The 26,634-nt window shown below is 69.5% G+C and carries 22 protein-coding genes; 10 read left to right on the forward strand and 12 right to left on the reverse strand.

The genetic code is table 11. The annotated features are described in order from the left end of the window. Positions 1–14: 14 nt before the first annotated feature. On the reverse strand, positions 15–557 hold the full coding sequence (locus AW272_RS14875; RefSeq protein WP_066362461.1) for a winged helix-turn-helix domain-containing protein: 543 nt from the start codon (positions 555–557) through the stop codon (positions 15–17). Between the two features lie 488 nt (positions 558–1,045). Between AW272_RS14875 and AW272_RS14880 the strand changes: the two genes are divergently transcribed. After that, positions 1,046–1,930, forward strand: a complete 885-nt coding sequence (locus AW272_RS14880) for a phenylalanine 4-monooxygenase (RefSeq protein ID WP_066364781.1) — start codon at positions 1,046–1,048, stop codon at positions 1,928–1,930. Here AW272_RS14880 and AW272_RS14885 read toward each other — a convergent pair. The 5 genes from AW272_RS14885 to AW272_RS14905 form a co-directional block, all read right to left on the reverse strand. Further along, complete coding sequence (locus AW272_RS14885; RefSeq protein ID WP_245657549.1) at positions 1,920–3,233, reverse strand: phosphodiester glycosidase family protein; 1,314 nt, start codon at positions 3,231–3,233, stop codon at positions 1,920–1,922. The two genes, AW272_RS14880 and AW272_RS14885, sit on opposite strands and share 11 nt — an antisense overlap. A gap of 263 nt (positions 3,234–3,496) precedes the next feature. Then, positions 3,497–3,718 (reverse strand): hypothetical protein, encoded by a 222-nt coding sequence (locus tag AW272_RS14890; RefSeq protein WP_066364783.1) that lies wholly within the window; start codon positions 3,716–3,718, stop codon positions 3,497–3,499. A 116-nt stretch (positions 3,719–3,834) separates the two neighbouring features. Then, entirely contained in the window at positions 3,835–4,866 is a 1,032-nt protein-coding gene (locus tag AW272_RS14895) for a DmpA family aminopeptidase (RefSeq protein ID WP_066364784.1), read from the reverse strand. Beyond that, complete coding sequence (locus AW272_RS14900; protein WP_066364788.1) at positions 4,863–6,464, reverse strand: PucR family transcriptional regulator; 1,602 nt, start codon at positions 6,462–6,464, stop codon at positions 4,863–4,865. Before AW272_RS14900 ends, AW272_RS14895 begins: the two co-directional genes overlap by 4 nt. A gap of 26 nt (positions 6,465–6,490) precedes the next feature. Further along, positions 6,491–7,240, reverse strand: a complete 750-nt coding sequence (locus AW272_RS14905) for a TetR/AcrR family transcriptional regulator C-terminal domain-containing protein (RefSeq protein WP_066364789.1) — start codon at positions 7,238–7,240, stop codon at positions 6,491–6,493. A 54-nt stretch (positions 7,241–7,294) separates the two neighbouring features. Between AW272_RS14905 and AW272_RS14910 the strand changes: the two genes are divergently transcribed. The 3 genes from AW272_RS14910 (at position 7,295) to AW272_RS14920 (ending at position 11,799) form a co-directional block, all read left to right on the forward strand. Further along, positions 7,295–8,764: an MFS transporter gene (locus tag AW272_RS14910; protein ID WP_066364790.1), complete on the forward strand. Its 1,470-nt coding sequence runs from the start codon at positions 7,295–7,297 to the stop codon at positions 8,762–8,764. A 67-nt stretch (positions 8,765–8,831) separates the two neighbouring features. Further along, a complete protein-coding gene (locus AW272_RS14915) occupies positions 8,832–10,109 on the forward strand; it encodes an aspartate aminotransferase family protein (RefSeq protein ID WP_066364791.1) in 1,278 nt (425 codons plus the stop codon). 205 nt (positions 10,110–10,314) lie between these two features. Beyond that, complete coding sequence (locus AW272_RS14920; RefSeq protein WP_066364792.1) at positions 10,315–11,799, forward strand: CoA-acylating methylmalonate-semialdehyde dehydrogenase; 1,485 nt, start codon at positions 10,315–10,317, stop codon at positions 11,797–11,799. A gap of 171 nt (positions 11,800–11,970) precedes the next feature. Here AW272_RS14920 and AW272_RS14925 read toward each other — a convergent pair whose 3' ends face one another. Next, entirely contained in the window at positions 11,971–13,386 is a 1,416-nt protein-coding gene (locus AW272_RS14925) for an MFS transporter (protein WP_066364797.1), read from the reverse strand. Between the two features lie 350 nt (positions 13,387–13,736). On the opposite strand from AW272_RS14925, the gene AW272_RS14930 reads away from it, so the two are divergent. Both AW272_RS14930 and AW272_RS14935 read left to right on the forward strand, forming a co-directional pair. Next, positions 13,737–14,927 carry a type 2 periplasmic-binding domain-containing protein gene (locus tag AW272_RS14930; protein WP_066364799.1) on the forward strand — a complete coding sequence of 397 codons (1,191 nt, stop codon included), beginning with the start codon at positions 13,737–13,739 and terminating at the stop codon, positions 14,925–14,927. 166 nt (positions 14,928–15,093) lie between these two features. Further along, positions 15,094–16,296: a saccharopine dehydrogenase family protein gene (locus AW272_RS14935; RefSeq protein ID WP_066364800.1), complete on the forward strand. Its 1,203-nt coding sequence runs from the start codon at positions 15,094–15,096 to the stop codon at positions 16,294–16,296. Positions 16,297–16,650: 354 nt separating this feature from the next. Here AW272_RS14935 and gabT read toward each other — a convergent pair whose 3' ends face one another. Next, positions 16,651–17,997 carry a 4-aminobutyrate--2-oxoglutarate transaminase gene (gabT, locus tag AW272_RS14940; protein ID WP_066364801.1) on the reverse strand — a complete coding sequence of 449 codons (1,347 nt, stop codon included), beginning with the start codon at positions 17,995–17,997 and terminating at the stop codon, positions 16,651–16,653. A 111-nt stretch (positions 17,998–18,108) separates the two neighbouring features. On the opposite strand from gabT, the gene AW272_RS14945 reads away from it, so the two are divergent. Further along, the gene (locus AW272_RS14945; RefSeq protein ID WP_066364802.1) at positions 18,109–19,494 is read left to right on the forward strand and encodes a PucR family transcriptional regulator; all 1,386 of its coding nucleotides are present in this window, start codon (positions 18,109–18,111) and stop codon (positions 19,492–19,494) included. Here AW272_RS14945 and AW272_RS14950 read toward each other — a convergent pair. Beyond that, positions 19,463–20,128: a TetR/AcrR family transcriptional regulator gene (locus AW272_RS14950; protein WP_245657550.1), complete on the reverse strand. Its 666-nt coding sequence runs from the start codon at positions 20,126–20,128 to the stop codon at positions 19,463–19,465. The genes AW272_RS14945 and AW272_RS14950 overlap by 32 nt on opposite strands. 193 nt (positions 20,129–20,321) lie before the next feature. On the opposite strand from AW272_RS14950, the gene AW272_RS14955 reads away from it, so the two are divergent. Beyond that, entirely contained in the window at positions 20,322–21,752 is a 1,431-nt protein-coding gene (locus AW272_RS14955; protein WP_066364805.1) for an aldehyde dehydrogenase family protein, read from the forward strand. A 65-nt stretch (positions 21,753–21,817) separates the two neighbouring features. Beyond that, the gene (gene ppk2 / locus AW272_RS14960) at positions 21,818–22,741 is read left to right on the forward strand and encodes a polyphosphate kinase 2 (RefSeq protein ID WP_066364807.1); all 924 of its coding nucleotides are present in this window, start codon (positions 21,818–21,820) and stop codon (positions 22,739–22,741) included. Here ppk2 and AW272_RS14965 read toward each other — a convergent pair. Then, entirely contained in the window at positions 22,738–23,673 is a 936-nt protein-coding gene (locus AW272_RS14965) for a trypsin-like serine peptidase (protein ID WP_066364810.1), read from the reverse strand. The two genes, ppk2 and AW272_RS14965, sit on opposite strands and share 4 nt — an antisense overlap. A gap of 51 nt (positions 23,674–23,724) precedes the next feature. Next, the gene (locus AW272_RS14970) at positions 23,725–24,765 is read right to left on the reverse strand and encodes a trypsin-like serine peptidase (protein ID WP_066364811.1); all 1,041 of its coding nucleotides are present in this window, start codon (positions 24,763–24,765) and stop codon (positions 23,725–23,727) included. A 157-nt stretch (positions 24,766–24,922) separates the two neighbouring features. On the opposite strand from AW272_RS14970, the gene dxr reads away from it, so the two are divergent. Continuing rightward, positions 24,923–26,092 (forward strand): 1-deoxy-D-xylulose-5-phosphate reductoisomerase, encoded by a 1,170-nt coding sequence (dxr, locus tag AW272_RS14975; protein ID WP_157518566.1) that lies wholly within the window; start codon positions 24,923–24,925, stop codon positions 26,090–26,092. Positions 26,093–26,260: 168 nt separating this feature from the next. Here dxr and AW272_RS14980 read toward each other — a convergent pair. Then, on the reverse strand, positions 26,261–26,634 hold a 374-nt coding region (locus AW272_RS14980), incomplete at its 5' end, for a cellulose binding domain-containing protein (protein ID WP_174551820.1).

A 26,634-nucleotide genomic window follows, 5' to 3' on the forward strand; every position in this document is an offset into this window, starting at 1 on the left:
GCCCTTGGGTGATCTCAAGGTCTGGGCCGCCTCGTCTTCGAAGCAGAGCCAGGCCCCCAACCGGGTCGCGGTCCTTTTATGATCGGCCACTGCTCGTCCTTCCAGGCGGCAATGGCCTGTTCATCGCGTTCGGCCGCCCTGCGGGAGGGCGCCTGCCAGGACCATCCCGCCCGCCGCAGCAGGTACCAGATCCCGGCCGGGGTGTAGCCGACCCCGAATCGGCGGCGCACCACCTCGGCGATCCGGGACAACGTCCAGCACTGATCGTCCCACCCGTGCACGGCCGGTCCGGCCTCCAGCGCTGTCTCCAGCTCCGCCACCTGGTCCGGGTCGAGCCGGCAGACCTCCCCGCCCGGCCCCTTGGACAGCAGTCCTTCACGGCCGGCGGACTCAAAGGCGTGCCGCCACCGGTTGGCCGACATTCGCGACACCCGGAACTCCCGCGCCACCTGTGCGTCGGTGGCGCCTTCGGCGAACCGGTCGGCCGCCCGTAACCGCACCACTTCCCGCTTCACACGCTGCTCGGCGGTCAGCCCGCCACTGTCGGGATACCTCATCCCACCTGCATAACCCCGCAACCAGTCGCGGTCAGCTCTCCCAGACCACCACAAGCCCGTAACCCAAGCCCTTAACGCTCTCTAGACCGGGCATTCGTCGTTTCCTGGGTCGCTGTGTGATGGCCGGCTCCGTGTCTTCTCGAGGAGTCCGGGCATATCAGCTGGGGCTTTCGTTGCCGTTAACCGGCCCTGAGCACCCCGCTCTGGGCCAGACCCGTCGGTGTCAGTGCCCGTAGAGCAACACGGTGGATCCGCTCCGACCAGATGGCAGGGCCAGACGAGCCTCCCCCTGGCCAGACCAGCCGACCCCGGTGTCGTCGTCGGGTATCGCCGAGCCGGCCCGAGAGGAAGGGCCGCCAAACGTGGTCGGTCGCGTACGGGGCAATCTGTACAGTCTGCCAGGCTTCGATACGTCGAGGCTGGCCGGATTGTCTAGGTTGACCTGCGCATACTTGCTATTGTGCGCTCTGGTTTGTTGTCATTTGTAGATGTTCGAGGAAGCGCAGTACTTCGCTCCTGTCGCGGCCAACGAGGACGGGTCCGTCACCGTTGAGCTCGCGAAGAGCCATCCGGGGTTTGCCGACCCCGTATATCGGGCGCGGCGTAACGCCATCGCCGGGCACGCCGTGGGTTACACGCGCGGGGAACCTATCCCGCACGCCGAGTACACCGACGAGGAGCACGAGGTCTGGACTCTCGTCACGCGGGAGCTGGCCGTCAAGCACCAGAAGTACGCCATCACGCAGTTCCTCGACGCCGCCGAGGCTCTCGGGCTGCCGAAGGATCGGATCCCCCAGCTCGAAGAGGTCAGCGAGCTGCTGAAGCCGCTCACCGGGTTCCGCTACCTGCCGGCCGCGGGGCTGGTGCCGCTGCGGGAGTTCTACGGGGTGCTGGCGGACTCCTACTTCCACTCGACGCAGTACATCCGGCATCACTCGGTGCCGTTCTACACCCCTGAGCCTGACGTCATCCACGAGGTCATCGGGCACGGCAACACGCTCGCCTCCGACCGCTTCGCGGCGCTCTACCGGCTCGCCGGGGAAGCCGCGCAAAGGGTCGAGACGCAAGAGGCGTTGGAGTTCGTGTCCAAGGTCTTCTGGTTCACCCTCGAGTTCGGGGTGATGAGGGAGAACCAGGAGCTCAAGGCCTATGGGGCCGGGATCCTCAGCTCGTACGGCGAGATCGAGGAGTTCCGCGGGATGGACATCCGGCCCCTCGACGTGACGGCCATGGGCACGACCGCCTACGACATCACGAAGTATCAGGACGTCCTCTTCGAGGCGGCCTCGTTCGACCACCTCGAAGACGTCGTCGGTCAGTTCTGGGCGACCTGCGATGACGACATGATCGCCAAACTGCGTACTACGGCCTGATCAGCAACGCGTCGCCGACGGCGCGCTCCGCGCCGTCCGAGGGCTTGTTGACGACCTTGCCCTTGATGACCATGGCGCTGGAGCCGCCGCCGTCGAGGTTGATGGCGTCCCGGGCGCCCAGCCAGCGCATGACGCTGGCCGCCTCGTGGAAGGAGGCGCCGACCGTCTGGCCGGGGGAGCGCCCGTCGACGACGGCCAGGATCAGTTTGCCGTTCTTCGTCACGCCCGCGAGGGTGCGGGGGTGGCGACGGACGATCATGTTGAGGTTGGCCATGCCGTCGGTCGAGGCGGTGATCCAGGTCTTGCCGTTCTTCACCAGGCCCACGCCGCCGCCGACGATGTGGGTGTCGGGTGTGAGCGGAACGGTCCGCTTCCTGCGCAGGTCGGTGACGGTCGTCTTGATCTGGACGGTGCCGCCCTCCTGGGCGTAGGCGGCCAGCCAGTCGGCGGCCGTGCCCGCGCCCTGCAGGACCCGCATGCCCTTCATGATCTTGGCGCCGGGCGAGCGCATCGCCTGGACGACGCCGTTCGCGTCGATGACGACCTCGGTGGCGCCGACCTTCGGGGTGCTGGCGCCGAACTCCTCGGTGTAGAGGACGAGTTCGCCGTCCTTGGCGACCCGGTTGACCCCGGCCACGGGGGCCTGGGCGCCACCGGCGGCCACGGTGACCGACGACTTCAGTTCGGTGATGCGGGCGGTGCGGCCCTTCAGCACCACGCCGGTACGGCCCTCGACGGCCTCGCTCAGCAGTTTGCCGCCGACGACCGAGATGCCGGTGGGGTCGCCCCGGTAGGCGGCCCCGGTGTGGATGTCGAAGAAGCCTCCGTTGACGCCGGCGATCGCGCCGGAGCCCTTGGCCATGTCGGTGACGCGTTCCCGGACGGCGGTCTTCTTGCCGAGGCTGGCGGCGAAGCTGCCCCGGAAGCTCTTCGGGTCGACCATGAGGATCTTCATCGACCACGGGCCGGAGGTGACGAAGCCGTCGTCGCCCGTGTAGTCGGTCTTGGCGCTGACCCCTGCCTTCTTGAGCTCCTTGACGACCTTGTCGGCCTCTTTCGCCTGGCTGAGGGGCCATTGGCCGATCCGTACCATCCAGTAGTCCTGGGCGGGGAAGTCGGCGATGGCGGGGCGGGTGAACTTGACGATCACCGGCTCGAACCCGGCCGACTGCGCGGCCAGGGCCTGGTTCTCGGCCGTGCGCTGCGTATACGCGTCTTTCCCGGCGACGACCACAGTGACGGTGTATCCGTCCTTGTTGGAGCCATGCCGGAGGGTGATGTACTCGATGCCAGGGACGACCATCTTCGATGTCGTCTTCGCAATCGCGGGCACGCCCAGCGGAAAACTCGACGACGGCAGTGCCGTGGTCTTCTGGCTGTCAGCAAAAACCGGCAAAACGGGCAAAAGGGTTGCCGTTGCGGCAATTGCGACGGTCAGACGGCCTCTCATATGGTCTCTCCCCAATAGTGGTCGTGAGGGACCATCGTGGCGAGATTGGCGCTTTTAGGGGGGGAAACACGCCAATCAGCATGAGAATTCTCGGCCGAAATGGATATTCTGCCTGGTCAATACCCGGTGGTTGCCTGACGGACGAACTCCTGCGGGGAGAGCGCCTCGATGAAACCGATCCGTCCGTCGTCGAATCGGCGCAGGCCCCAGTAGTGGCCGGTGGCGGAGCCGTACCAGATGCTCCAGTGGGGGAAGCGGGCCGACAGGGCGCGGGCGATGGCGCGGTGGTCGGGGGCGGGGAAGGCGCGTGGCGCTGTCTCTGACTCGGTTATCGTCACGTTCCGAGACAATCACGTCTCGGAGGGTGAACCCGGAATGCCCGATTCGTTGGGTGGGGCAGGTTTTACACCTGGAGCAAACGAGTCCTATCTCGCCTTGTCGCGGGGCGGCGGACTTACACCCCGGCCAGTAGGTACGCCAACCTGGCGCCGTCGAGACCCTCGACGGTCAGACCCCGAAAACCCGTCATCGTGTCGGCGGCCACGAGCGCGTTGACGATCGCCTCCTCGGTGGCCTCGATGACGGCGTGGTAGAGCGGGTCGAGGTGGTCGTCGGCCATGACGGTGACCGGATAGGTCTTCGGGGTGACCGCGTCCAGCACGTTCCGTGGCAGGTTCCGGTTGCCCGTGGCGAAGCAGAGGAAACCGTCGCCGCTGGAGTTCTCGCCCGCGCCGCCGGTCCGGCCGACGCCCAGCGCGGCGCGCCGGGCCAGCCGGGTGCACTGGTGGGGGAGCAGCGGGGCGTCGGTGGCCACGGTGCCGATGATCGACCCGGCGCCCTCATGGGGAACCCCCGAAACCCCGAGGGAACGGCCCACGTTGACGCCGTTCACGGTGAGCCGGTCGCGGTGGCCGTGGTTGGCCTGCACCAGCACCCCGACCGTCAGGCCGTCGACGACGCGGGAGGCGGTGCCGACGCCGCCCTTGAAGCCGTGGCAGATCATCCCGGTGCCGCCGCCGACCGAGCCCTCCGCAACGGCCCCTCCGGAGGCGGCGGAGAAGGCCTGGGCGACGTGCTCGGCGGTCACGTGGCGGCCGGTGATGTCATTCAGGGAACCGTCCCAGGTCTCGCCGACCACGGGAAGCGACCAGCCCTGGCCGCCGGGGTCGAGCGCCGCCAGCGCGTCGCGCACCACGCCGACCGATCCGGTGCTGGTCAGGCCGATCGGGGAGGCGAGCATGCCCAGCTCGCGCAGGTACGCCATGCCGGTCAGTTCGCCGTTGCCGTTGAGCCAGTGGTATCCGGCGAACACCGGCTCCGCGAAGGGCTCGCCGTCGTGCGGGACGATCACCGTCACGCCGGTCCGGACCGACTCGCCGGAGATGAGCGTGGTGTGCCCGACCCGCACACCCGGGACGTCGGTGATCGCATTCGACGCGCCCGGCTCCAGAGAGCCGATCACGATGCCGTGGTCACGCGCCCTCATCGGTTCTCCCGCCGGAACGACTCCAGCGCCAGCAGCGCCACGTGCAGCGACAGGCACGACTCGACGTCGTCGAGGTCGGTCGACAGGACCCGCTCCAGGCGGCGCAGGCGGTCGTAGAAGGCCGGCCGGGACAGGTGGGCGCGCTGGGCGGCGACCGCCTTGTTGCGGCCGGCCTCCAGGTAGATGCGCAGGATGCGGGTCAGGTCGGAGTTGCGCTGGGCGTCGTGGGCCAGCAGCGCGCCGAGTTCCCGCTCGGCGAAGGTCTGCAGCCGGGCGTCGTCGCGCAGGAGCTGGAGCAGGCCCCGCAGGCGCAGGTCGGGCAGCCGGTAGTAGGGGCGGCCGTCGGGCTGGCGGACGGCCACGTCGGCGACCTGCTCGGCTTCCAGGAAGCTGCGGCGTACATCACGGAGGGAGTCGACCGTCGAACCGGCGGCGAGGACGGCCCCGGCGGCGCGGAGCCGCTCGGCCAGCGTCGTGAGCGCGGCCTCCGCGCTCATCCGGGGCGGCAGCGGGAGCAGCACCCCGACGTGGCTCTGGTCGAGCGCGCCCACCAGGGCGGGGAGGCGGGCGTCGCGGCAGGCGGCGGCGGTGAGGTCGGCCAGGTCGGCGAGCCGGACCTGCTCGTCGAAGGTGCCGTCGCCGGGCGTGGTCGGTCTGATCGCGATGCTGACCAGCTTGCGGCCGGTCAGCGGCACGCCCACCGCGCGGGCGCGGGCGGCGGCCTCCTCGGGGTCGGAGTAGGCGTGGGTGAGGATGCCGGTGAGGATCGTGCCGTGGGCCTGGCGCTCCAGGGAGAGCTGGTGGCGTTCGAGGAGACGTCCGAGAGCGAGGGTGGTCGCGGCCCGTTCGGCCAGCACGATGTCACGCGGCCCGGGAGCCCGGTCGGCGAGCAGGATCAGCCGGCCCCAGTCCTGGCCGCGCGCGCCGACCACGGTGACCAGCCAGCCGGCCGCCTCGTCGTAGGCGGTGCGGCCCTCGGGGGAGACGGCCCGGGAGCGGGTCTCCCAGCTCGCGAGCAGAGCGCCGACGTCCTGTCCGGCCGAGTCGCAGGCGAGCACCTGGTGGGCCAGGTTCTCCAGCATGACCGGGCGGCCGGAGAAGCGGGCGACCTGGGCGAGCACCTCGGCGGGGGAGGCGCCCTCGACCGACAGCTCGGTGAAGATCTCGTGGAGCTGCTCGGAGGCGCGCAGCTCCTGGATCTGCGAGTCGATGATCATGTTGTGGACGGACTCGGTGATCTGCACGAACGGCGTCTCACGGGCCAGCGTGATCAGCGGCAGCCCGTGGTCTTCGGCCGACTTGATCACTGCGGCGGGAAGTTCGCTGACGAACCGGCGGCCCAGTTCGACGACCAGACCGGACGCGCCGACCTGGGCCAGGTCGGCCACGTAGTCGGCCAGTTTGTCGGCCTCGGCCGGCAGGGCCACGCCCGTGGTGAGCACCAGTTCGCCGCCGCGCAGCAGGGGCGCGATGTCGGTGATCTCACCCACGTGCACCCAGCGGACCCGGCCGTTCAGCCGGTCGGCGCCCGCCACCACGGTGGGGTCGCCGCGCCGGACCGTGTCGAGGGAGAGCACGTCCGCGACGGTGGGGAGCATGCCAGCGAGACTAGTCGTTCAATGTGTCAGTTTGTCAGGTGGTTTGCTGGCATATCTGCACTTCGGGGGAGTCGCGCGGCCAGGCCGTCGAGCATGGCGACCAGCCCGAAGTCGAACGACAGCTGCCGGTGGGCGATCGGATCGATCGTGCTGTCGACGGCCTGCTGGAAGCGGGCGTGGATCTCGGGGTGGGCCCGGACGGCCTGCTCGACCGCCGGGGCGAGATCCCGGTTGGCCTGTTCCATGGTGATGCCTCTGCTCTTTAGCGCGGAGGTGTAGGCCGCCTCGGGCGCGGTCGCACCGATCGTGTACGACAGCACCGCCGCCCCCGCGTAGTCGACGTCGTGCCCCTGGAAACCCGCGCGCGACAGGGCGGCGCAGAGCACGGCCGAGCAGTTCAGGGCGTTGGGGCCGAGCGCGGGGAGCGAGCCCAGCACGAAGGTGAACCAGGGGTGGGCCATGATCGCGACGCGCAGCCCCCAGGCCACGTTGCTGACGACCTCCCGCCAGTTCTCCGAGTCGGGGATGCGGACCGCGCCGAAGACCTCGTCCATGGCCAGTTCGAGCAGTTCGTTCTTGTTGGCGACGTGCCAGTAGAGGCTGGTGGCCCCGGCGCCGAGCTTCGCGCCGAGTTTGCGCATGCTGAGCGCTTCCATGCCCTCGGCGTCGAGCAGTTCGATCGTCGCCCGCACGATCTGCTCGCGGCTGAGGCCCTGCTGCGCACGGCGGGGCTTGGACTCCCGCGTCCACACGCTGGTGAAGCGCTGTTCCGGCATCCCTCCACAGTAAATCTCTCGCACACTGTTCGACGATTGTCGTACAGTGTGCGAGTGACCTCGAACGCTGTACGAGACCCCCGGCGCTGGTGGATTCTCGTCGCCCTCTGTCTCTCCCTGCTGGTCCTCGTGGTGGACGGCACCGTGCTGAACCTGGCCATCCCGGCGCTCATGCGCGACCTCGGCGCGACGCCCGCCGACGTCCAGTGGATCATCGACGGCTACATCCTGGTCTTCGCCGGTCTGCTGCTCACCGCCGGATCGCTGTCCGACCGCTACGGCCGCCGCAGGGCCCTGGTCTTCGGCCTGGTGATCTTCGGGGTGGCCTCCGCCCTGGCCATGCTCGCGACCGAGCCATGGCACCTCATCGGGGCCCGGGTGCTCATGGGGGTGGGCGGCTCGTTCATGATGCCGTCGACCCTGTCGATCCTCATCACGGTCTTCGACGAGGACGAACGCCGCACCGCCATCGCGGTCTGGAGCGCGGTCGCCGGCGTCGGCGTGATCGCCGGGCCGACCCTGGGCGGATTTCTGCTCCACAACTACTACTGGGGCTCGGTCTTCCTGCTCAACGTCCCCATCGCGATCCTGGCGATCATCGCCGCGATCCTGCTGATGCCCGAGTCGAAGGGGGAGCCCCGGGGCTTCGACCCGGTCGGTGTGGTGCTCTCGATCACCGGGCTGAGCTCGGCCGTCTGGGTCGTGATCATGCTGCCGCAGGACGGCTTCAACCCGCTCATGACGGCGGTCGCGGTCTTGTCGATCGGCGGGTTCGTGCTGTGGGAGCGCCGGGCGAAGCACCCGCTGCTGCCGCTGGAGCTGTTCCGGAACCGCGCGTTCTCCGGGGCGTCGTTCTCGATCGTGCTGCTCTCCTTCGGCGCGGGCGCGCTCATGCTGGCCCTCACGCAGTATCTGCAGTTCGTCCTCGGGTACGAACCCCTCCAGGCCGGCCTCGCCCTGGTGCCCTACGTGCTGGCCTCTTTCGTCTTCAGCGGCGTCGGGGCGGCTCTGGGCAAGAAGGTGTCCAACCGGACCCTGATCGCGACGGGCCTGGCCGTGCTCGCCGCCGCCTTCGGCCTGTTGTCCACGCTCGACGTCACCGACGGGTACGGCTTCCTCATCGCCTGCCTGATCGTCATGGGCGTGGGCGGCGGGCTCGCGGGTCCGGCGGCCTACGCGACCCTGATGGGCGCGGTGCCGCCCGAGCACGCCGGGGTCGGTTCGGCGCTCAACGACACCGTGCAGCAGGTCGGGGCCGCCCTGTCGATCGCGGTGCTGGGGAGCGTGCTGGCGGCGGCGTACACGGCGGCGATGCCGGAGAGCGCACCGGAAGCGGTGCGGGAGTCGATCACCGGAGCACTGGCGAGCGGCGCCGCCGACCTGGTGCAGGCCGGCAAGGAGTCGTTCCTGTCGGCGATGTCGATCGGGTCGTGGGTGGGTGCGGGGTTCTCGCTGCTCGCGGCGCTGGTGGCCCTTGCCGTCCTGCCGCGGCGAGCGCCCGTTCGCGAGGAAGTCACTGTGTAAGGGAAAGTGTGGATGGTCCGACATGATGTGGGTATGGCCCGAACCTATGAGCCGGGATACTCAAGGCATGTCGGACCTTCTTGCCCGCCACCGCGCGGTGATGCCCAACTGGCTGGCCCTCTACTACAACGAGCCCATCGAGATCGTCGGTGGGAAGGGCAACCGCGTCGTGGACGCGAGCGGGAAGTCCTACCTCGACTTCTTCGCCGGGATCCTGACGAACATGATCGGCTACGACGTCGCCGAGGTCCGCGACGCCGTGGAGCGCCAGATCGCCACCGGGGTCGTGCACACCTCGACCGTCTACCTGCTGCGCGGCCAGGTCGAGCTCGCCGAGAAGATCGCCCGTCTGTCGGGCATCCCCGACGCCAAGGTCTTCTTCACCAACTCCGGCACCGAGGCCAACGAGACCGCCCTGCTGCTGGCCACCTACGCCCGCAAGACCGATCAGATCCTGGCCATGCGCCAGAGCTACCACGGCCGCTCCTTCGGCACGGTCGCGGTCACCTCCAACCGGTCGTGGAAGAACAACTCGCTCTCCCCGCTGAACGTGCACTTCCTGCACGGCGCCGACCGGCACCTGTCCCAGTTCCGCGGCATGACCGACGAGCAGTACATCGCGGCCTGCGTCGAGGACCTCAAGCACGTCCTGGTCACCGCGGTCGGTGGCGACGTCGCGGCGATCATCGCCGAGCCGATCCAGGGCGTCGGCGGCTTCACCATGGCCCCCGACGGCCTGTTCCGCGCCTACCAGGAAGTGCTCAGCGAGCAGGGGATCCTGTTCATCTCCGATGAGGTGCAGACGGGCTGGGGCCGCACCGGATCGGCGTTCTTCGGCATCCAGAACCACGGCGTGACGCCCGACATGATGACCTTCGCCAAGGGTCTCGGCAACGGCTTCGCCGTCGGCGGCGTCGTCGCGCGCGGCGACCTGATGGACCAGCTCCACGCCGTCGGCCTGGCCACCTTCGGCGGCAACCCGGTCTCCATGGCCGCCGCCAACGCCACCCTCGACTACGTGCTCGACCACGACCTCCAGGCCAACGCGGCGAAGACCGGCGCGATCATCATCGACGGCCTCCGCGAGGCCGCCCCCCGCCTGCCGGTCGTCGGCGACGTCCGCGGCAAGGGCCTGATGTTCGCCGTCGAACTGGTCAACCCCGACGGCACCCCGTCCCCGGAGCTGGCCGCGAAGTTCATGGAGGAGACCAAGAAGCTCGGCCTGCTGGCAGGCAAGGGCGGCCTCTACGGCCACACGATCCGCATGGCCCCGCCCCTCACGCTGACCGAGGAAGAGGCCCGCGAGGGCCTGGGCATCATCGTGACCGCACTGGAGAACCTGTGACCGGTGTCGCTCGCCATCGCGACCGGTCCGGAGAGGCTGAGACCGGCGCCGGCCGCCGTCAGGACCACTTCGGGAGGGCGGTATCCGGTGCCGGATGCTGTCGGGACCGCCTCGGAGAAGCTGTGATCGGCCTAGGGGCCGACCGGGACGGCGCCGGAGAGCCCGTGATCAGACTGGGCGCCGTCGTGATCGCACTGGAGAAGCCATGACTGAGACCGTGAAGCGCATCACCCACTGGATCGGCGGAGCTCCGCACGACTCCGAGCGATCCGGCGACGTCTTCAACCCGGCGACCGGTTCGGTGAGCGCCCAGGTGGCGCTGGCCTCCGCCGAAGACGTCGACGCCGCCGTGGCCGCCGCGAAGGCCGCGTTCCCCGCCTGGCGGGACGCCTCGCTGGTCAAGCGCGCCCACGTGCTCTTCAAATTCCGGGAGCTTCTGTACGCCAACCGCGACGCCCTCGCCGCCCTGATCTCGGCCGAACACGGCAAGGTCCACTCCGACGCCCTCGGTGAGGTCGCGCGCGGCCTGGAGGTCGTCGAGTTCGCCTGCGGCATCCCGCACCTGCTCAAGGGCGGCTTCTCGGAGAACGTCTCGACCAACGTCGACTCGTTCTCCATCCGGCAGCCGCTCGGCGTCGTCGCCGGGATCACCCCGTTCAACTTCCCGGCCATGGTGCCGATGTGGATGTTCCCGGTCGCCGTCGCCTGCGGCAACACGTTCATCCTGAAGCCGTCGGAACGCGACCCCTCGGCCGCCCTCCTGATGGCCGACCTGTGGAAGCGGGCGGGCCTCCCGGACGGCGTCTTCAACGTGGTCCAGGGCGACAAGGTCGCCGTCGACCGGCTGCTGGAACACCCCGACGTGAAGGCCGTCAGCTTCGTCGGCTCCACCCCCATCGCCCGGTACGTCTACGAGACCGGCACCGCGCGCGGTAAGCGCGTCCAGGCCCTGGGCGGCGCCAAGAACCACATGCTGGTCCTCCCGGACGCCGACCTCGACCTGGTCGCCGACTCGGCCGTCTCGGCGGGCTTCGGCTCGGCGGGCGAACGCTGCATGGCCATCTCGGTCGTGCTCGCGGTCGACCCGATCGGCGACGAACTCGTCGAGAAGATCGCCGCACGCGCCCGGAAGATCAAGGTGGGCCCCGGTGACGACCCGTCGTCCGAGATGGGCGCGCTGGTCACCAAGGTCCACCGCGACAAGGTCGCCTCCTACCTGGACCTGGGCGAAGGCAAGATCGTCGTGGACGGCCGGGAGAACCTCCCCGGCGGCGACGGCTTCTGGCTCGGCCCCACCGTCGTCGACCACGTGCCCCCCGGCTCCCGCACCCACCGCGAGGAGATCTTCGGCCCCGTGCTGTCGGTGGTGCGCGTGTCCTCCTACGAGGAGGGCCTGACCTTGATCAACGAGAGCGAATACGGCAACGGCACCGCCATCTTCACCAACGACGGCGGCGCGGCCCGGCGGTTCCAGAACGAGGTCGAGGTGGGCATGGTCGGCGTGAACGTGCCGATCCCGGTGCCGATGGCCTTTTACAGCTTCGGCGGCTGGAAGGCCAGCCTCTTCGGCGACACCCACGTGCACGGCATCGAGGGCGTCCACTTCTACACCCGAGGGAAGGTCGTCACCTCCCGCTGGCTCGACCCCTCCCACGGCGGCGTCAACCTGGGCTTCCCGACGAACGCCTAAGCGGACGGCCCGCAGCCTCATTCGACCGCGTCGATCTGATTCGGCGTAAGCCCGGAGCGGGCGGCCCGCCGCCTCATCCGACCGCGTCGGGTTGGTTCGGCGCAAGCCCGGAGCGGTAGCCCTCGGAGTCTCCTCCGAGGGCTACCGGCTTGGGTTGTCGCACACGTTCTTCTAGGGCGTCAGCACGGGTTCTTTCGCGGGCTTCCCGGCCAGGAACACCAGCGCGACGACGATGGTGAGGGCCATCAGCCCAGCGCCGACCAGGAAGACCGCGCTGTAGCCCGCGGTCGGGGTGGCGAAGGTGGCCGCGACGGTGGCCAGGCCAGCCAGCCCGAGCGAGCCGCCCACCTGCCGTGAGGCCCCCAGCACGCCGGAGACCAGGCCCGACTCCGATCGGGCCACGCCGTTGGTCGCGAGCACGACCAGCGGGGTGAACGCCAGCCCGGCGCCCGCGCACATCAGGATGCCCGGGATCATGACGCCCAGGACGTAGCCGTCGAGCATGGCCGCCTGCAGCAGCATCCCGGCGATGGCGACGACGGTCGCGCCGACCAGCAGTGTGCGCGGGGTCATCCGGCGCAGCAGCCAGGGTGCCCCGCGCCCGGTCGCGATCAGCGTCACCGCGTGGGGGAGGAAACCGAGGCCGGCCTCCAGCGGGGAGTAGCCGAGCTCGCCCTGCAGGTAGAGCGACAGGAAGTACCACATCGCGAAGAAGATCCCGCCGGACAGGACCTGGATGATCGTGGTCCCGGCCACCGTGCGCTGCGTGAGCAGCCGCAACGGCACCAGCGGGCTCGCCGTCTTCGACTCGACCAGCACGAACAGCCCCAGCCCCAGCACGCCCAACAGGAGCGGCACCAGCGCGACGGGCGATCCCCAGCCGTGTTCGTGGGTCTCGACCGTGCCGTAGGCGATGGCCGTCAGCGCCCCGGTGACCAGCACCGCGCCGGGCAGGTCGAGCCTGGCCGAGCCCTCGGGCCGGTCGCGGGCGATCACCCGCAGGCCCATGACCACGATGGCCAGCCCGATCGGCACGTTGATCAGCAGCGTCCAGCGCCAGGACAGCAGCTCGGTCAGGGTGCCGCCGAGGATGCCGCCCGCCGCGCCACCGGCCGCGCCGACGGCGTTCCAGGCGGAGATGGCGGCGGTGCGGCGCGGCCCTTCGGTGAACGTCGTGGTCAAAATCGTGAGGGTGGTCGGGGCCAGCACGGCCGCGCCGACACCCTGCAGGACCCGCGCCGCGATCAGCAGCCCGGGGTCGGTCGCCATCCCGCCCAGCAGGCTGGCCGCCGCGAACACCGCTACGCCGGTCAGGAAGACGCGCTTGCGCCCGAACAGGTCGGCGGCCCGGCCGCCGAGCAGCATCAGACCCGCGAAGGTCAGCGCGTAGGCGTTGACCACCCACTGCAGGCCGGTCTCGGTGAAGCCCAGATCGGCCCGCATCGACGGAAGCGCGACGTTCACGATGGAGACGTCGAGCACCACCATGAACTGGCCGAGACAGGCCAGCGCGATGACGGCGACGGCGGCGCGGCCGAGCGGCGGATCTTCGGTGACGCCAGGAGCGGGGGAGACGGCCGCGCTCATGAGGCCCACCTTGTGGAGGAATGCCGGCGGATCGCGCTCGGTGCTGTGCCGCCGGGAACGGGGACGCCGGTCGCGCTCATGCGGAACGCCCGGAGACAGATCGGTCTCGGGGTTCGGTCGGATGTCGCGTCTGGGGCGTAGCCGGGAGCCTGGGAGGGGGCCGCGGTCATGCGGGGGACCCTGCGGAGGTTCGGTCAAGTGGTGTGTCGCGGGTGTCGCCAGGTGCCCGGGAGGGGGTGGAGCTCATGCCTCGACTCTACGGATGCCCACCGACAGAACTCACTCGGATATTGGTCCTAGGACCTGCGAGTAGGCTTCCGGGGAGTCCGGTTCCAGGCCGTGGAGGATCGTTGGCGTCGCGTCGTCTTCTTCGGGGCAGTCTCACCGCGCGAGCCACGGCCCTCGCCGGGGCCGCTGTCCTCCTGCTGGCCGGTTGCGGCCAGAGGGTCGTCTCCGCGCCCACACCGTCGGCTTCGCCGTCCTCCTCTTCATCCGCCACGCCGTCGGCGAGCCGCTCGGCGTCGCCGTCTCCGTCGCCTGCCGCCAGCGGTAAGGGTGAGGGTGCCCTCACCGTCCTGGCGCCCCGTGGCTTCGTCGAGTGGGGCGGCAACGACCGGAAGGTCAACTGGGTCGCGCCGTTCGAGCGCGCGACCGGCTGCCGGGTCACCTACCGGCCGTGGGAGTACGTCGCCGGCAACCCCGTCAACGTCGACACCTTCGACGTGGTGGCCGCCGGGCCCGACCTGGCCGGGAAGCTGGTCGCCGAGCAGGGCGCGGCCCGGGTCGACACCGGTGAGGTCGACGGATATTCGGCGCTGCCGAAGTGGGCGCGCGAGCTGGTCGGCGACCACGGCGTGCCCTATGTCTGGGACACCACCGTCGTGGCCGTGAGAGACGGCGCGAAGGGCTCGATCTTCGAGTCCGACGACCCCGTGCTGCTCCGCGACACCCCGCTGACCATCGCCGACGCCGCTCTGTCGCTCGGTTTCGACAACCCCTACCAGCTCAGCACCGAGCAGCTCGGCGAGGCCGTGGCGCTGCTGGAGAAGAAGAAGGACGGCCGGTCCTACTGGCGCGACCCGATCCAGGTGATCGAGGGGTTCGCGGGCGGCGCCTCGATGGCCCAGGCCACGCCCTACGTGCTGGGCGGCATGGCGGGCGCGGGGGTCGACGTGAGCCGGGCCGAGGGTCCGGCCACCGGCTGGGTCATGTCGTGGATGGTCTCTGCCCGCGCCGCCCACCCCGAGTGCGCCGAGAGCTGGCTGGAGTGGTCGCTGCGGCCCGACGTCCAGCGGGAGGTCGCCTGGTGGACGGGCACCGCGCCGGCGAACCCGAAGGCGTGCACGTACAAGATCGCTGAAAAGGACGCGCCGCCCGACGAGGCCGCCAAGCAGGACCGCATCCAGACGCTGTGCGACGAGCACCTGAGCAAGGGCGTGATCTTCGCCACCTTCCCCGCCAAGGACTGCGGCGGCGAAGACGGGTCCTGCACGGCCTACGAGGAGTGGATCAAAGCCTGGGACGCCCTCAAGGAGGAGTAGCCCCGCCGTTCTCCTCGAAGAGGGTGAGACCTCGATTTCGGGGCAGGTGAGTGCGGCTCTTCCATGGTGTCCAGGGGAGCGGTCTTCCAGTTTCACTGATTGGTGGACCAGTCGGATTTGGCCATCTTATTGAATGGTCGACCAGTCAGCTGTTAGCCTGCTTTCCATGCGGATCCTCCTTGTTGGCGCTGGTGGCGTGGGTTCGGCCATGGTGGCCATCGCTTCGCGGCGCAGTTTCTATGACCACATCGTCGTTGCCGACTACGACATCAACCGGGCCGTTTCCGCATGTGCCCGGGTTGAAGACCCCCGCTTCTCGGCCATCGGGCTCGACGCGTCCGACGCGGCCGAGGTCGAGGCGGCCCTGCGGGCCCACGAGTGCGACGTGCTGTTCAACGCCGTCGACCCGCGCTTCGACATGCACCTGTTCACCGCCGCGCTGAACGCCGGCGCGACCTATGTCGACATGGCCATGTCGCTCAGCGTCCGGCACCCCCAGCGGCCCTTCGAGGTGCCCGGGGTGAAGCTCGGCGACGAGCAGTTCGCCCTGGCGAGCCAGTGGGAGGAGCGCGACATGCTGGCGCTCGTCGGCATGGGCGTCGAGCCCGGTCTCGCCGACGTGTTCGCCCGCTACGCCGCCGACCACCTGTTCGAGCGGATCGACGAGATCGGCATCCGCGACGGTTCCAACCTGACCGTCGACGGCTACGATTTCGCGCCCACCTTCTCCATCTGGACGACCATCGAGGAGTGCCTGAACCCCCCGATCATCTGGGAGGACGGCGACTGGCACACCACCGAGCCGTTCAGCGAGCCCGAGATGTTCGACTTCCCCGAGGGTATCGGGCCGGTCGAGTGCGTGAACGTCGAGCACGAAGAGGTGCTGCTGGTGCCCAGGTGGGTCGACGCCCGCAAGGTCACCTTCAAATACGGGCTCGGCAACGAGTTCATCCAGGTGCTGAAGACCCTGCGCAAGCTCGGCCTCGACTCGTCCGGCATGGTCAAGGTGAAGGGCCTGGACGTCTCGCCCCGCGACGTCGTGGCCGCCTCACTGCCCGACCCCTCGACCCTGGGCGACCGCATGCGCGGCAAGACCTGCGCCGGAACCTGGGTCAAGGGCATCGGCAAGGACGGCCGGCCCCGTGAGGTATACCTCTACCACGTGGTCGACAACGAGTGGTCGATGCGTGAGTACGGCTGCCAGGCGGTCGTCTGGCAGACCGCGGTGCACCCGGTCGTCGCGCTGGAACTGCTGGCCAACGGGGTCTGGAAGGGCAAGGGCGTGCTCGGCCCCGAGGCGTTCGACGCGGTGCCGTTCCTCGACCTGCTCACCGACTACGGCTCTCCTTGGGCGCTCCGCGAGCAGTGAGCTGTCGCTCGCCGCGTCTCGGCGCTACCGGGAGCAGGGCTTCCGCGCACTCGTCACAGGCGTGGACGGTGGTGTCGTCGGGCAATCGGCCGACTCGGACGCGGGGGCGGGGCCATTTCTTGTGGCAGACCACACAGGCGTCGCCGTCACGCTGGACGGATGTGAGACCTGCCGGGTCGAACGTCAGCAAACCTGTCCGCCTCCTCGGTCATGTGTCGGAACCGTTATAACGCGACTACCTGGCGTGATCGACTAGCGCGATGCCAAGTCAGGGTTAAATGACTGGCATCCGCCTGGGCGTACAACAACAAAACGGGCACCCGGCGACAAGCCGGGTGCCCGTTTTGCGGTGGATCACACCTCGCTGACTACTTTCTCAAGGATGTTCAAGCCCTCATCGAGCAGGTGGTCCGGAATCACCAACGGCGGGAGGAACCGGAGCACATTGCCGTAGGTTCCGGCGGTCAGCACGACCAGCCCCTCGGCGTGGCACCGCTTGGCGATTTCAGCGGCGGCGGCCGGGTTCGGGTCCTTCGTCCCCGGTACGACCAGCTCGATCGCCGTCATGGCGCCTCGGCCGCGTACGTCCCCGATGATCCCGAAGCGCTCCTGGAGGGCGCGCAGGCGCGGCAGCATCACGTCGCCGATCGCGCGGGCCCGGTCGACCAGGCCCTCCTCCTCGATCGTCTCCAGCACGCCCAGGGCCGCCTCGCACGCCACCGGGTTGCCGCCGTAGGTGCCGCCCAGGCCACCGGCGTGTACGGCGTCCATCAGGTCGGCCCTGCCTGTCACGGCGGCCAGGGGGAGTCCGCCCGCGATGCCCTTGGCCGTGGTGATGATGTCGGGCACGATGCCCTCGTCCTCGCAGGCGAACATCTGGCCGGTGCGGGCGAAGCCGGTCTGGATCTCGTCGGCGATGAACACGATCCCGTTGGCCTTGCAGAACTCGGCGATGCGCGGCAGGAACCCGCGCGCCGGCACGATGAAGCCGCCCTCACCGGCGATCGGCTCGATGACCACCGCGGCGACGTTATCGGCACCGATCTGTTTGGTGATCATGTCGATGGCCTGCGCGGCGGCCTCTTCGGCGCAGTTCTCGCCCGGCCACCGGTACTCATACGCCAGCGGCATCCGGTAGACCTCGGGGGCGTAAGGACCGAAGCCCTGCTTGTAGGGCATGTTCTTGGCCGTCAGGGTCATCGTCAGCAGGGTGCGGCCGTGGTAGCCGTGGTCGAACGCGACCACCGCCTGGCGGCCGGTCGCCGCGCGGGCCACCTTGACGGCGTTCTCCACGGCCTCGGCGCCGCTGTTGACCAGGAACGTGCGCTTCTCGTGGTCGCCCGGCGTGATCGCGTTGAGCTTCTCGCAGACGGCCACGTAGGACTCGTACGGCGTGATCATGAAGCAGGTGTGGGTGAAGTCGGCGACCTGCTTCTGGACCCGCTCGACCACCTTCGGGGCGGCGTTGCCGACGTTGGTGACGGCGATGCCGGAGCCGAAGTCGATCAGGGAGTTGCCGTCGGCGTCGACCAGCACGCCGCCACCGGCCTTCGTCACGAAGACCGGCAGCGTGGTGCCCACGCCGGCGGGCACCGCCGACTGCTTGCGGGCGAACATCTCCCGCGACTTGGGGCCGGGGATCTCGGTGACGAGGCGGCGCTCCTGCGGGAGCCCGGGGCCGCCCTGGGTGGCAGTGGTCATACCGTCGACGGTACGTGCCCCGGTGCGAAGTCTCGATGCTCCGGCGTGGCAGAATCGGGGTTCGCCACGTGCCAGGTTGGATAAACAGGCGGACGACAAGGGGGCCGATCGGTGGCGCCGTCCTTGCGCAGGATCACCACGATGGCCGGGCTCCGGGTCCTGGTCGGTGCGGGCGCGCTCGACCGCCCGGTGCGCTGGGTCGCCGTGAGCGAACTCGAAGACCCGACGCCGTTCCTCGAAGGCGGCGAACTGGTGCTCACCACCGGGATGCGGACGGCCTCGTGGCGTCCGTACATCAACCGGCTCGTGCACCGAGGCGTCGCGGGCCTCGGCTTCGGCGTCGGCCTCAGCCACGCGCGGGTGCCCGAGGAACTGGTACGCGCCGCCTCCGAAGCGGGGCTGCCGCTGGTCGAGGTGGCCCAGGAGACCCCCTTCATCGCCATCGGGAAGGCCGTCAGTGACCTGCTGGCCGCCGAGCACTACGAGCAGATCAGCTACGCCTTCGAGGCCCAGGGACGCCTCACCAGGGCCGCCCTGAGGGGCGACGGCGCGGCGGCGGTGGCCGACCGGCTGGCCAGGGAGATCGGCGGCTGGGTGGTGCTGCTCGACGAGGCCGGCACGGTCCGGCACGCCGCTCCGCCCGAGGCGGGCGAACGCGCGGCCGGGTTGCGCGGCGAGTTCGCCCGGCTCAAGAGCGGCGCGGCGGCGGTCGCGCTGGCCGGGCCGGAGGAGAACGTGGTGGTCCAGCCCCTCGGCGGACGCGGCTTCTTCGCCGTCGGCGCGGGTCAGCCGTTCACCCCGATCGGCCACACGATCGTCAACGCGGCCGCCTCGCTGCTGACCCTGGCCCTGGAACAGGGCACCGCGCCCGAGCGGCTGCGCTCGGCGGCGCTGCGCCTGCTGATCGCGGGCGAGACCGGCACGGCCCGCGACGTCCTCGCCGACGTGGGCGTGACCCTGCCCGACGACCCGGTGGTGGCCCTGGCCGTGGCCGAGAGCGGCCCTCTCCGGGCCTTCCACTCGCCCTACGGCGACGTGACCATCGTGATCTGCGCCGAATCGGAAGTGCCGCAATTGCGGGACGCCCTCGACGAACCGGTGGGGATCAGCCTCCCCGGCCCGCTGACGTGCGTCGCGACCGCCGTCGACCAGGCGGTCAGGGCCTATCGGGCGGGGCGGGGAAAACTGAATTTCGCCGACCTGGCGGGTCAGGGGCTGCTGGACCTGCTCGATTCGGGCGCGGTCCGCGCCTACGCGGAGGTCCTGCTCGCCCCTCTCGACGAGCAACGCGGTGACCTGCGGGAATCCCTCCGGGCCTACCTCGCCTGCAACGGTCATTGGGACGCCGCCGCGCAGCTCCTGGGCGTGCACCGGCACACCTTGCGTTACCGCATGAAGAAGACGGCTGACCTGCTGGGACGTGACCTCGACGACCCCGCGGCGCGAGCCGAGCTGTGGATCGCGCTCAGTGTTCCCGGTTCACCAGGAACTGGTTGATCACGGCGTTGGTGACCAGGGTGTAGGTCTGGGCGTCGGGCAGATGACCGGCACGTTCCAGAGAAATGGCGCCCTGGGCGGCGGCCCAGAGGGCGTCGGCGATGCGCCTGGGCTGGGTCGGGGTCAGGTAGCCCGCCGAGATGCAGTCGGCGATCACGCGGTCGAACAGGTTGAGCGCGGCGCGGGCGAGGGTGCGGGCCCGTTCTGACGGGACGAAGCCCGGGATGGCGCGCTCGAACATCAGGCTGTAGTAGCCCGGTTCGGCCAGGGCTGCCTCGCGGTAGGCGGGGCAGAGCGACTGGAGGTATTCGAACGAGTCGGTGCGCTGCGGCACGGCGGCCAGGCGGCGCTGGAAGCGCTCGAACCCCTCAAGGTAGAGGGCTTCGGCGAGACCCTCTTTGCTGCCGAACATCGTGTAGATGACGGTGGTGGCGCAACCGGCCTCGGCGGCGATCCGCCGCACGGTCAGGCTTTCGGGGCCGGCGGAGATCAGCAACTCGCTGGCGACGTCGAGAAGTTTGGTGCGCAACTCGTCGTAGGTACTCCGCTGGCCCAGAGCGTATGCGCCCTGCAAACCGAGCGGGACCGGCGTGGCCATGAGCGACGAGCCCTTCTCATCAAGGGGTCCTCGCATCGGACCCGAACCTTGACTTAACCACGCCACTCAGTCTTCAAACCGCCTCGCAATGGAAAACATCCTGAAATTGCGGCGCAACCGTGACATGGCCTTTGACAACGGACACTTGTCCGCAATGGCCAGGTGCTTGCGGCCGATTGTGCGATGCGGAGTAAGGCCCGTCACACGATAGTGGCATAGCGTCGGATCTATGACCGAAGCCATGCCTTTCTGGATCGCCGGCCGTCCCGCGACGGGAGAGGCCGAGCTGACCGTCACCAACTCACACGACGGTCGGACCGTCGGCGTCACCTCGGTGCCGTCGAGCGATCAGGTCGAGGAGGCCGTGGCCGCCGCCCACGCCGTGGCGCGCGAGGCCGCGGCGCTGCCGATCCACGTACGGGCCGACGCTCTCGCCCACGTGTCCCGGCGGCTCGCCGAGCGGGCCGACGAGATCGCCAAGCTGATCAGCGCGGAGAACGGCAAGCCGATCTTCTGGGCCAGGGGAGAGGTGAACCGGGCGATCTCCACCTTCCGGTTCGCCGCCGAGGAGACCCGCCGGTCCAGCGGCGAGGTGGTGCGGCTCGACACCGAGGCCGCCGCGAACGGCCGTATGGCTTATGTGTCCCGGGTGCCGCGAGGCCCGGTTCTCGCGATCTCGCCCTTCAACTTCCCGCTCAACCTGGTCGCCCACAAGGTCGCCCCGGCCATCGCGGTGGGCGCCCCGGTGATCGTCAAGCCGGCCCCCAAGACGCCGCTGTCGGCGCTGGTCCTCGGTGAGATCCTGGCCGAGACCGACCTGCCCGAGGGCATGTTCTCGATCCTGCCGGTGCCCAACGAGCGGGCGTCCGCGCTGGTCCAGGACCCGCGCCTGCCCGTTGTGTCCTTCACCGGCTCAGGCCCGGTCGGGTACGCGATCATGGATCAGGTCCCCCGCAAGCACGTGACCCTGGAACTCGGCGGCAACGCGGCGGCCCTGGTGCTGGCCGACGCCGACCTCGACTGGGCCGCCACCAGGATCGCGCTGTTCTCCAACTACCAGGCCGGGCAGAGCTGCATCGCCGTCCAGCGGGTCATCGTCGACGAGAGTGTCGCAGACGCCTTCGAGGGCAAACTCGTCGAGGCAGTCGGCGCCCTGGTCACCGGTGACCCCGCCGACGAGAAGACCCAGGTCGGGCCGATGGTCTCGGTCGAGGCGGCGGAGCGCGTCGAGGCCTGGGTGACCGAGGCGGTCGCGGCGGGCGCCAAGGTCCTGGCGGGCGGCACCCGCGACGGCGCCACCTTCGCCCCGACGGTGCTCGTCGACGTCCGCAAGGACGCCAAGGTCGTCCGCGAGGAGGTCTTCGGGCCGGTCCTCGTCATCTCCCGGGTGGCCGGGCCCGACGCGGCGTTCGCCGAGGCCAACGACTCGGCCTACGGCCTCCAGGCGGGCGTCTTCACCCGCAGCCTCGACCTGGCGTTCCGGGCCAACCGGGAGCTGGAGGTGGGCGGCGTGATCATCGGCGACGTTCCGTCGTACCGGGCGGACCAGATGCCCTACGGGGGCGTGAAGGACTCCGGCGTGGGCAGGGAGGGGCTGCGCTCGGCGATGGCCGATTACACGTACGAGAAGGTCATGGTCCTTACCGGTCTGTCGCTCTGACGAATTCTGGGTGACAAAACGGGCATAAGGGCTTCAGGACCTCTAGAGAGGTGAAGTCTCAGGCCATGAAGGCGGATGATGTCGTGGACCTCCTGGGCCGGACCCCGGGACTGTGGGTCAATGACGAAGACGGCGACGACGATCCGGTGCTGCTGCGCTCCGACGGCAGCCCGGTTGACACCTGGCGGGAGCACTACCCCTACAACCAGCGTCTCGAGCGGCCCAGTTACGAGCGGGACAAGCGGCTGCTCCAGATCGAACTGCTCAAACTCCAATATTGGCTGAAGGACACCGGTGGCCGCCTGGTCATCCTGTTCGAAGGTCGCGACGCCGCCGGCAAGGGCGGCACGATCAAGCGCTTCATGGAGCACCTCAACCCCCGAGGGGCCACCGTGGTCGCACTGGAGAAGCCCAGCGAGCGCGAACGCAGCTCGTGGTACTTCCAGCGCTACATCAGCCACATGCCGGCCGCCGGTGAGATCGTCATGTTCGACCGGTCCTGGTACAACCGCGCCGGGGTCGAACGGGTCATGGGCTTCTGCACCGACGACCAGTACGAGGAGTTCATGGTCCAGGCCCCGATGGTCGAGCAGCTGCTCGTCCGCGACGGCATCAAGCTGGTGAAACTCTGGTTCTCCGTGTCGCGCGCCGAGCAGCGCACCCGGTTCGTGATCCGGCAGGTCGATCCGGTGCGCCAGTGGAAACTCTCCCCGATGGACATCGCCTCCCTGGACAAGTGGGACGAGTACACCCATTCCAAGGAGCGCATGTTCATCAGCACCGACACCGACGACGCCCCCTGGACCGTCATCAAGTCCAACGACAAGAAGCGCGGCCGCGTCGAGGCGATGCGTTACGTGCTGAGTCTGTTCGACTACGAGGACAAGGACAAGACGATCGTCGGCACCCCCGACCCCCTGATCGTCCGCAAGGCGGCCGACATCGTCGACGAGGACCTCTCCGAAGAGGGCGACGAGTTCAGGTATTAGGCCTTCTCGGCCATGTCGAACACCTGCTTGGCGGCGCTGCCGAAGTAGGGGCCGTACATCATCGAGTTGTCGTCGCTGTACTTGAAACTGCTGACCGACGTCACCGTGCCGCGCCCCGTGGCCGCGTCGAAACCGGAAAGCCACGGCCCGCCGCTCGCCCCCGCCGTCAGATCACACCGGAGCCCCTGGTCGTGGGTCTGACTGTGGGGGTCGGGCTTGGCCGAGCCCGCGCAGTACATGAGGCGCTCGCCGTCGTAGGGCGGGTCTGCCGGGTAGCCGAAACCATGGGTCTGCTGGCCCCGCTTCACCCCGAAACCGATCTCCATCGCGCCCGCCGCGTCGTTGACGTGGCGGCCCAGCTGCTGGTTCAGCGCGACCATGCCCACGTCGTAGCTGTCGTCGGCGGCCCTCGACCAGGGCCCGGCGACGAACATGCGGCGGGCCGAGAAGGTGCCCAGCGGGCGGGCGCCCTCGTCGTAGCCGGGCACGAACACCCAGTTGCGGGCCCACGCGCCGGTGCCGTCCTTGACGCAGTGACCTGCCGTGACCACCACGTCGCGGTTGGCCGACCTGACCGACCCGGCCGAGCAGACGAAGTCGACGCCGTCCATGGTCAGGAAGACCCGTCCGGCGGCCCGCCCCACCAGGCCACCCAACTGCCACCGCGCCGAGGACGTCGGCGCCGCCCGGCGCATCTTCGCCGGCGCCGCCTGCTTGCGCCGCTCCGGGCCCTTGTTCGGGCCGACGCCGGAGGTGAGTTTCCTCACCACTTCAAGGAGCCCGATGGGCAGGGCCTTCGCCATCCGCTGCGGCGTCCAGTAATCGGCCGGTACGGCCGCCGCCAGGTGATGGACGACATCAGGCGGCGGCGGTACGGGGGCCGGGTTCAAGACGGCGAGGGCAAGCGTCAACACGGTCAGGACGGGGGTCATGGCCCCAGATTCTGGACCACGCAGAGTGTGCAGATGACTACTTTTGGTAAATCAGGTGAGCGAGGTTCGCTGGGCCGTGTTGTAGAGCGCCTGGGCCTCGCCGCCGAAGTAAGGACCGAACATCCAGAAGCTGGCGAAGTTGTACTTGAAGCTGTTCACCGAGTTCAGCAGGCCGGCGCCGGTCTTCTCGTTGAAGTTGGAGAACCAGGGGCCGCCCGAGGAGCCGCCGGTCATGTCGCAGTCCAGGCCGATGTCCTCCGACAGCAGGAAGTCGTCGAACACCCGTCCGCTGCAGTAGGTGAGCCGCGAGCCGTTGTACGGCGCCGCCGCCGGGAAGCCGAAGGCGTACATCTGGCGGCCACGGGGCTGGTTGAAGGCGATTCCCTGGCCGCCGACGACGTCGGTCAGGTATTCGCCGTCGAGCGGGGCCACGACGGCCGCCGCGACGTCGTGGTTCATGTCCTCGCTGCGGCTCCACTGCGGCGTGGTGAGCAGGCTGGTGGCCACCCAGGTGCCATAGGGGCGCTTGCCGTTGTCGTAGCCGGGCACGAAGGCCCAGTTCTTGTGGAACGCTCCAGCCAGTCTGACGCAGTGACCTGCGGTGATGACCACGCTCTTGTTGGCGCTCGTCACGGCGTTGCCCGAGCACGAGGCGTTCTTCCCGGACGCGACGGTGAAGAACACGCGGCCCGAGGTCCGCTCGATCGCCCCGCCGCCGTTCCAGGGGGAGCCGTCGGAGGTGGCCGAGGCGGCGGCGGAGTCCCCGGCGGCGGCGTCGGCGGTCAGGGTCGGCTTGACCGAGGCGGGCTTGGCGTCGGGCAGGTCGAGGAAGGCGGCGGCGCCACTGGCGAACCGCTGCGCGGAGGCCGACGGGGCGTCGAGCGGCTTGGCGGCCTCCATCTTGGCCTCGGTCCAGAAGTTCTCCACGGCGCGCTGCTCGCTCTTGCTGTCGGCCGCCGCGACGACGACGGGCTTCGGCTCCGCGCCCTGGGCGACGGCGGGGGCGGCCGTCGCGGGCAGCAGCGCGGCCACGATCGGGACGGTGACTAAGGGGGCCAAACGGGTCAGGCGGCGGGGCGCCGAGCCTTGCATGCGTACCTCCGGTGACGGATGTCCTGACGGGCGAAATTAGCGACCCCGGTGTCCCTCTTTCTCCTTTATGTACATACGGATATAGCTGGAAAAGGGCATAGATAACCTGGAATAACCCTGGGCTCACGCGTACCGTCACGTGGCGCACAATGGTGCGGTGAATCTCCTCCCGCGCTCGATCACCGTGCTCGGCTCGACGGGCTCCATCGGCACCCAGGCTCTCGACGTCATCGCCCGCAACGGTTTCCGGGTGGCCGGGCTGGCCGCCGGCGGGGGCCGTCCCGACCTGCTGGCCCGGCAGGCCGCCGAGACCGGCGCGCCCACCGTGGCCGTCGCCGATCCCGCCGCGCTGCCCGCGCTCCGCGAGGCGCTCGCCGTGCTGGGGCTCGCGCCCGAGGTGCTGGTCGGCCCCGACGGGGTGGCCGAACTGGCCGGACGATCATGCGACATCGTCCTCAACGGGATCACCGGGGCCCTCGGGCTGACCTCGACCCTGGAGACGTTGAAGGCGGGCACGACGCTGGCGCTCGCCAACAAGGAGTCGCTGATCATCGGCGGCCCACTGGTGAAGCGGCTGGCGAAGCCCGGCCAGATCCTGCCGGTCGACTCCGAGCACTCGGCGCTGGCGCAGTGCCTGTGGGCGGCCGGTCCCACCGGCTACCGTCCGGAGGCCGTGCGCAAGCTGGTCGTCACCGCGAGCGGCGGCCCGTTCCGGGGACGGCGGCGGGCCGATCTGGCCGACGTGACGCCCGAGATGGCGCTGAACCATCCGACCTGGAACATGGGGCCGGTCATCACGATCAACTCGGCGACCCTGGTGAACAAGGGGCTCGAGGTCATCGAGGCGCATCTGCTGTTCGACATCGGGTTCGACCGGATCGAGGTGGTCGTCCACCCGCAGTCGGTGATCCACTCGATGGTCGAGTTCGTCGACGGGTCGACGGTCGCGCAGGCGAGCCCGCCCGACATGCGACTGCCGATCGCGCTGGCTTTGAGCCACCCCGGCCGCTTCCCTGACGTGTCGTCGCCGGTCGACTGGACCCGCGCGCACACGTGGACGTTCGAGCCGCTCGACGTGGAGGCGTTCCCGTCGGTGCCGCTGGCCCGTCACGTGGGGGAGCAGGGAGGCACGGCCCCCGCGGTTTACAACGCGGCCAACGAGGTGTGCGTGGCGGCGTTCCAGAAGGGGACGCTGCCGTTCCTGGGCATCGTCGACACGGTGGCCGCGGTGGTCGCCGAACACGAGGTCGGCCGGGCCGAGTCGATCGAAGAGGTCCTGGCGGCTGACGCCTGGGCGCGCGCGAGGGCGGCCGAGCTGACGGCTTAGGCGTCGCGGCGCTGGGCCGGCGCGGCCGGTCGGCGTCGGTTGCGGCGAGGATCGGCGGCGGCGGGCGGTGCCGACGTAGGCGGAGCCGTAACGGAAGAAGAGATGTGAGAGAAGGCCCGGAGCGGTCAGAGCTCCGGGCCTTCTCAGGTCACTTCAGATCACTCCGGGTCACGGAGAGGTGCAGGTCAGGGTCGGGACCGAGTTGGTGCCCGACTGGCTGGCCAGGAAGCCGAACGTGGCTGTGGCGTTCGCGGCCAGGTTGCGGTTGTAGTCCACCGGTGTGGCCGTGATCGCTGAACCTGAGGTGGTTTGTGAGGCACCCCAGATCTGGCTGATCGTCTGGCCGTTGGCGAATGTCCACTTGACCGTCCAGCCCTGGATGGCCGCGTTGCCGGCCTTGACCGTCACCGAACCCTGGAAGGCGCCCGGCCAGAAACTGGAGATGGTGTAGGTGGCGGAGCAGGCGCCGCCCGGCTGGGGCGTGGGCGTCGGCGTCGGCGTGGGGGTCGGCGTCGGGGTGGGAGTGGGGGTCGGCGTGGGGG

The sequence above is a fragment of the Herbidospora mongoliensis genome, from assembly GCF_001570545.1.
Lineage (GTDB): Bacteria > Actinomycetota > Actinomycetes > Streptosporangiales > Streptosporangiaceae > Herbidospora > Herbidospora mongoliensis.

Coding starts and splice junctions, on each gene's coding strand:
- AW272_RS14925 (WP_066364797.1), bottom strand. CDS start 13,386: ATGAGCGCGGCCGTCTCCCCCGCTCCTGGCGTCACCGAAGATCCGCCG.
- AW272_RS14965 (WP_066364810.1), bottom strand. CDS start 23,673: ATGACCCCCGTCCTGACCGTGTTGACGCTTGCCCTCGCCGTCTTGAAC.
- AW272_RS14905 (WP_066364789.1), bottom strand. CDS start 7,240: ATGCCGGAACAGCGCTTCACCAGCGTGTGGACGCGGGAGTCCAAGCCC.
- AW272_RS14875 (WP_066362461.1), bottom strand. CDS start 557: ATGAGGTATCCCGACAGTGGCGGGCTGACCGCCGAGCAGCGTGTGAAG.
- AW272_RS14880 (WP_066364781.1), top strand. CDS start 1,046: ATGTTCGAGGAAGCGCAGTACTTCGCTCCTGTCGCGGCCAACGAGGAC.
- AW272_RS14955 (WP_066364805.1), top strand. CDS start 20,322: ATGACCGAAGCCATGCCTTTCTGGATCGCCGGCCGTCCCGCGACGGGA.
- AW272_RS14915 (WP_066364791.1), top strand. CDS start 8,832: ATGTCGGACCTTCTTGCCCGCCACCGCGCGGTGATGCCCAACTGGCTG.
- AW272_RS14950 (WP_245657550.1), bottom strand. CDS start 20,128: ATGCGAGGACCCCTTGATGAGAAGGGCTCGTCGCTCATGGCCACGCCG.
- AW272_RS14885 (WP_245657549.1), bottom strand. CDS start 3,233: ATGGTCGTCCCTGGCATCGAGTACATCACCCTCCGGCATGGCTCCAAC.
- AW272_RS14970 (WP_066364811.1), bottom strand. CDS start 24,765: ATGCAAGGCTCGGCGCCCCGCCGCCTGACCCGTTTGGCCCCCTTAGTC.
- ppk2 (WP_066364807.1), top strand. CDS start 21,818: ATGAAGGCGGATGATGTCGTGGACCTCCTGGGCCGGACCCCGGGACTG.
- gabT (WP_066364801.1), bottom strand. CDS start 17,997: ATGACCACTGCCACCCAGGGCGGCCCCGGGCTCCCGCAGGAGCGCCGC.
- AW272_RS14895 (WP_066364784.1), bottom strand. CDS start 4,866: ATGAGGGCGCGTGACCACGGCATCGTGATCGGCTCTCTGGAGCCGGGC.
- AW272_RS14900 (WP_066364788.1), bottom strand. CDS start 6,464: ATGCTCCCCACCGTCGCGGACGTGCTCTCCCTCGACACGGTCCGGCGC.
- AW272_RS14920 (WP_066364792.1), top strand. CDS start 10,315: ATGACTGAGACCGTGAAGCGCATCACCCACTGGATCGGCGGAGCTCCG.
- AW272_RS14935 (WP_066364800.1), top strand. CDS start 15,094: ATGCGGATCCTCCTTGTTGGCGCTGGTGGCGTGGGTTCGGCCATGGTG.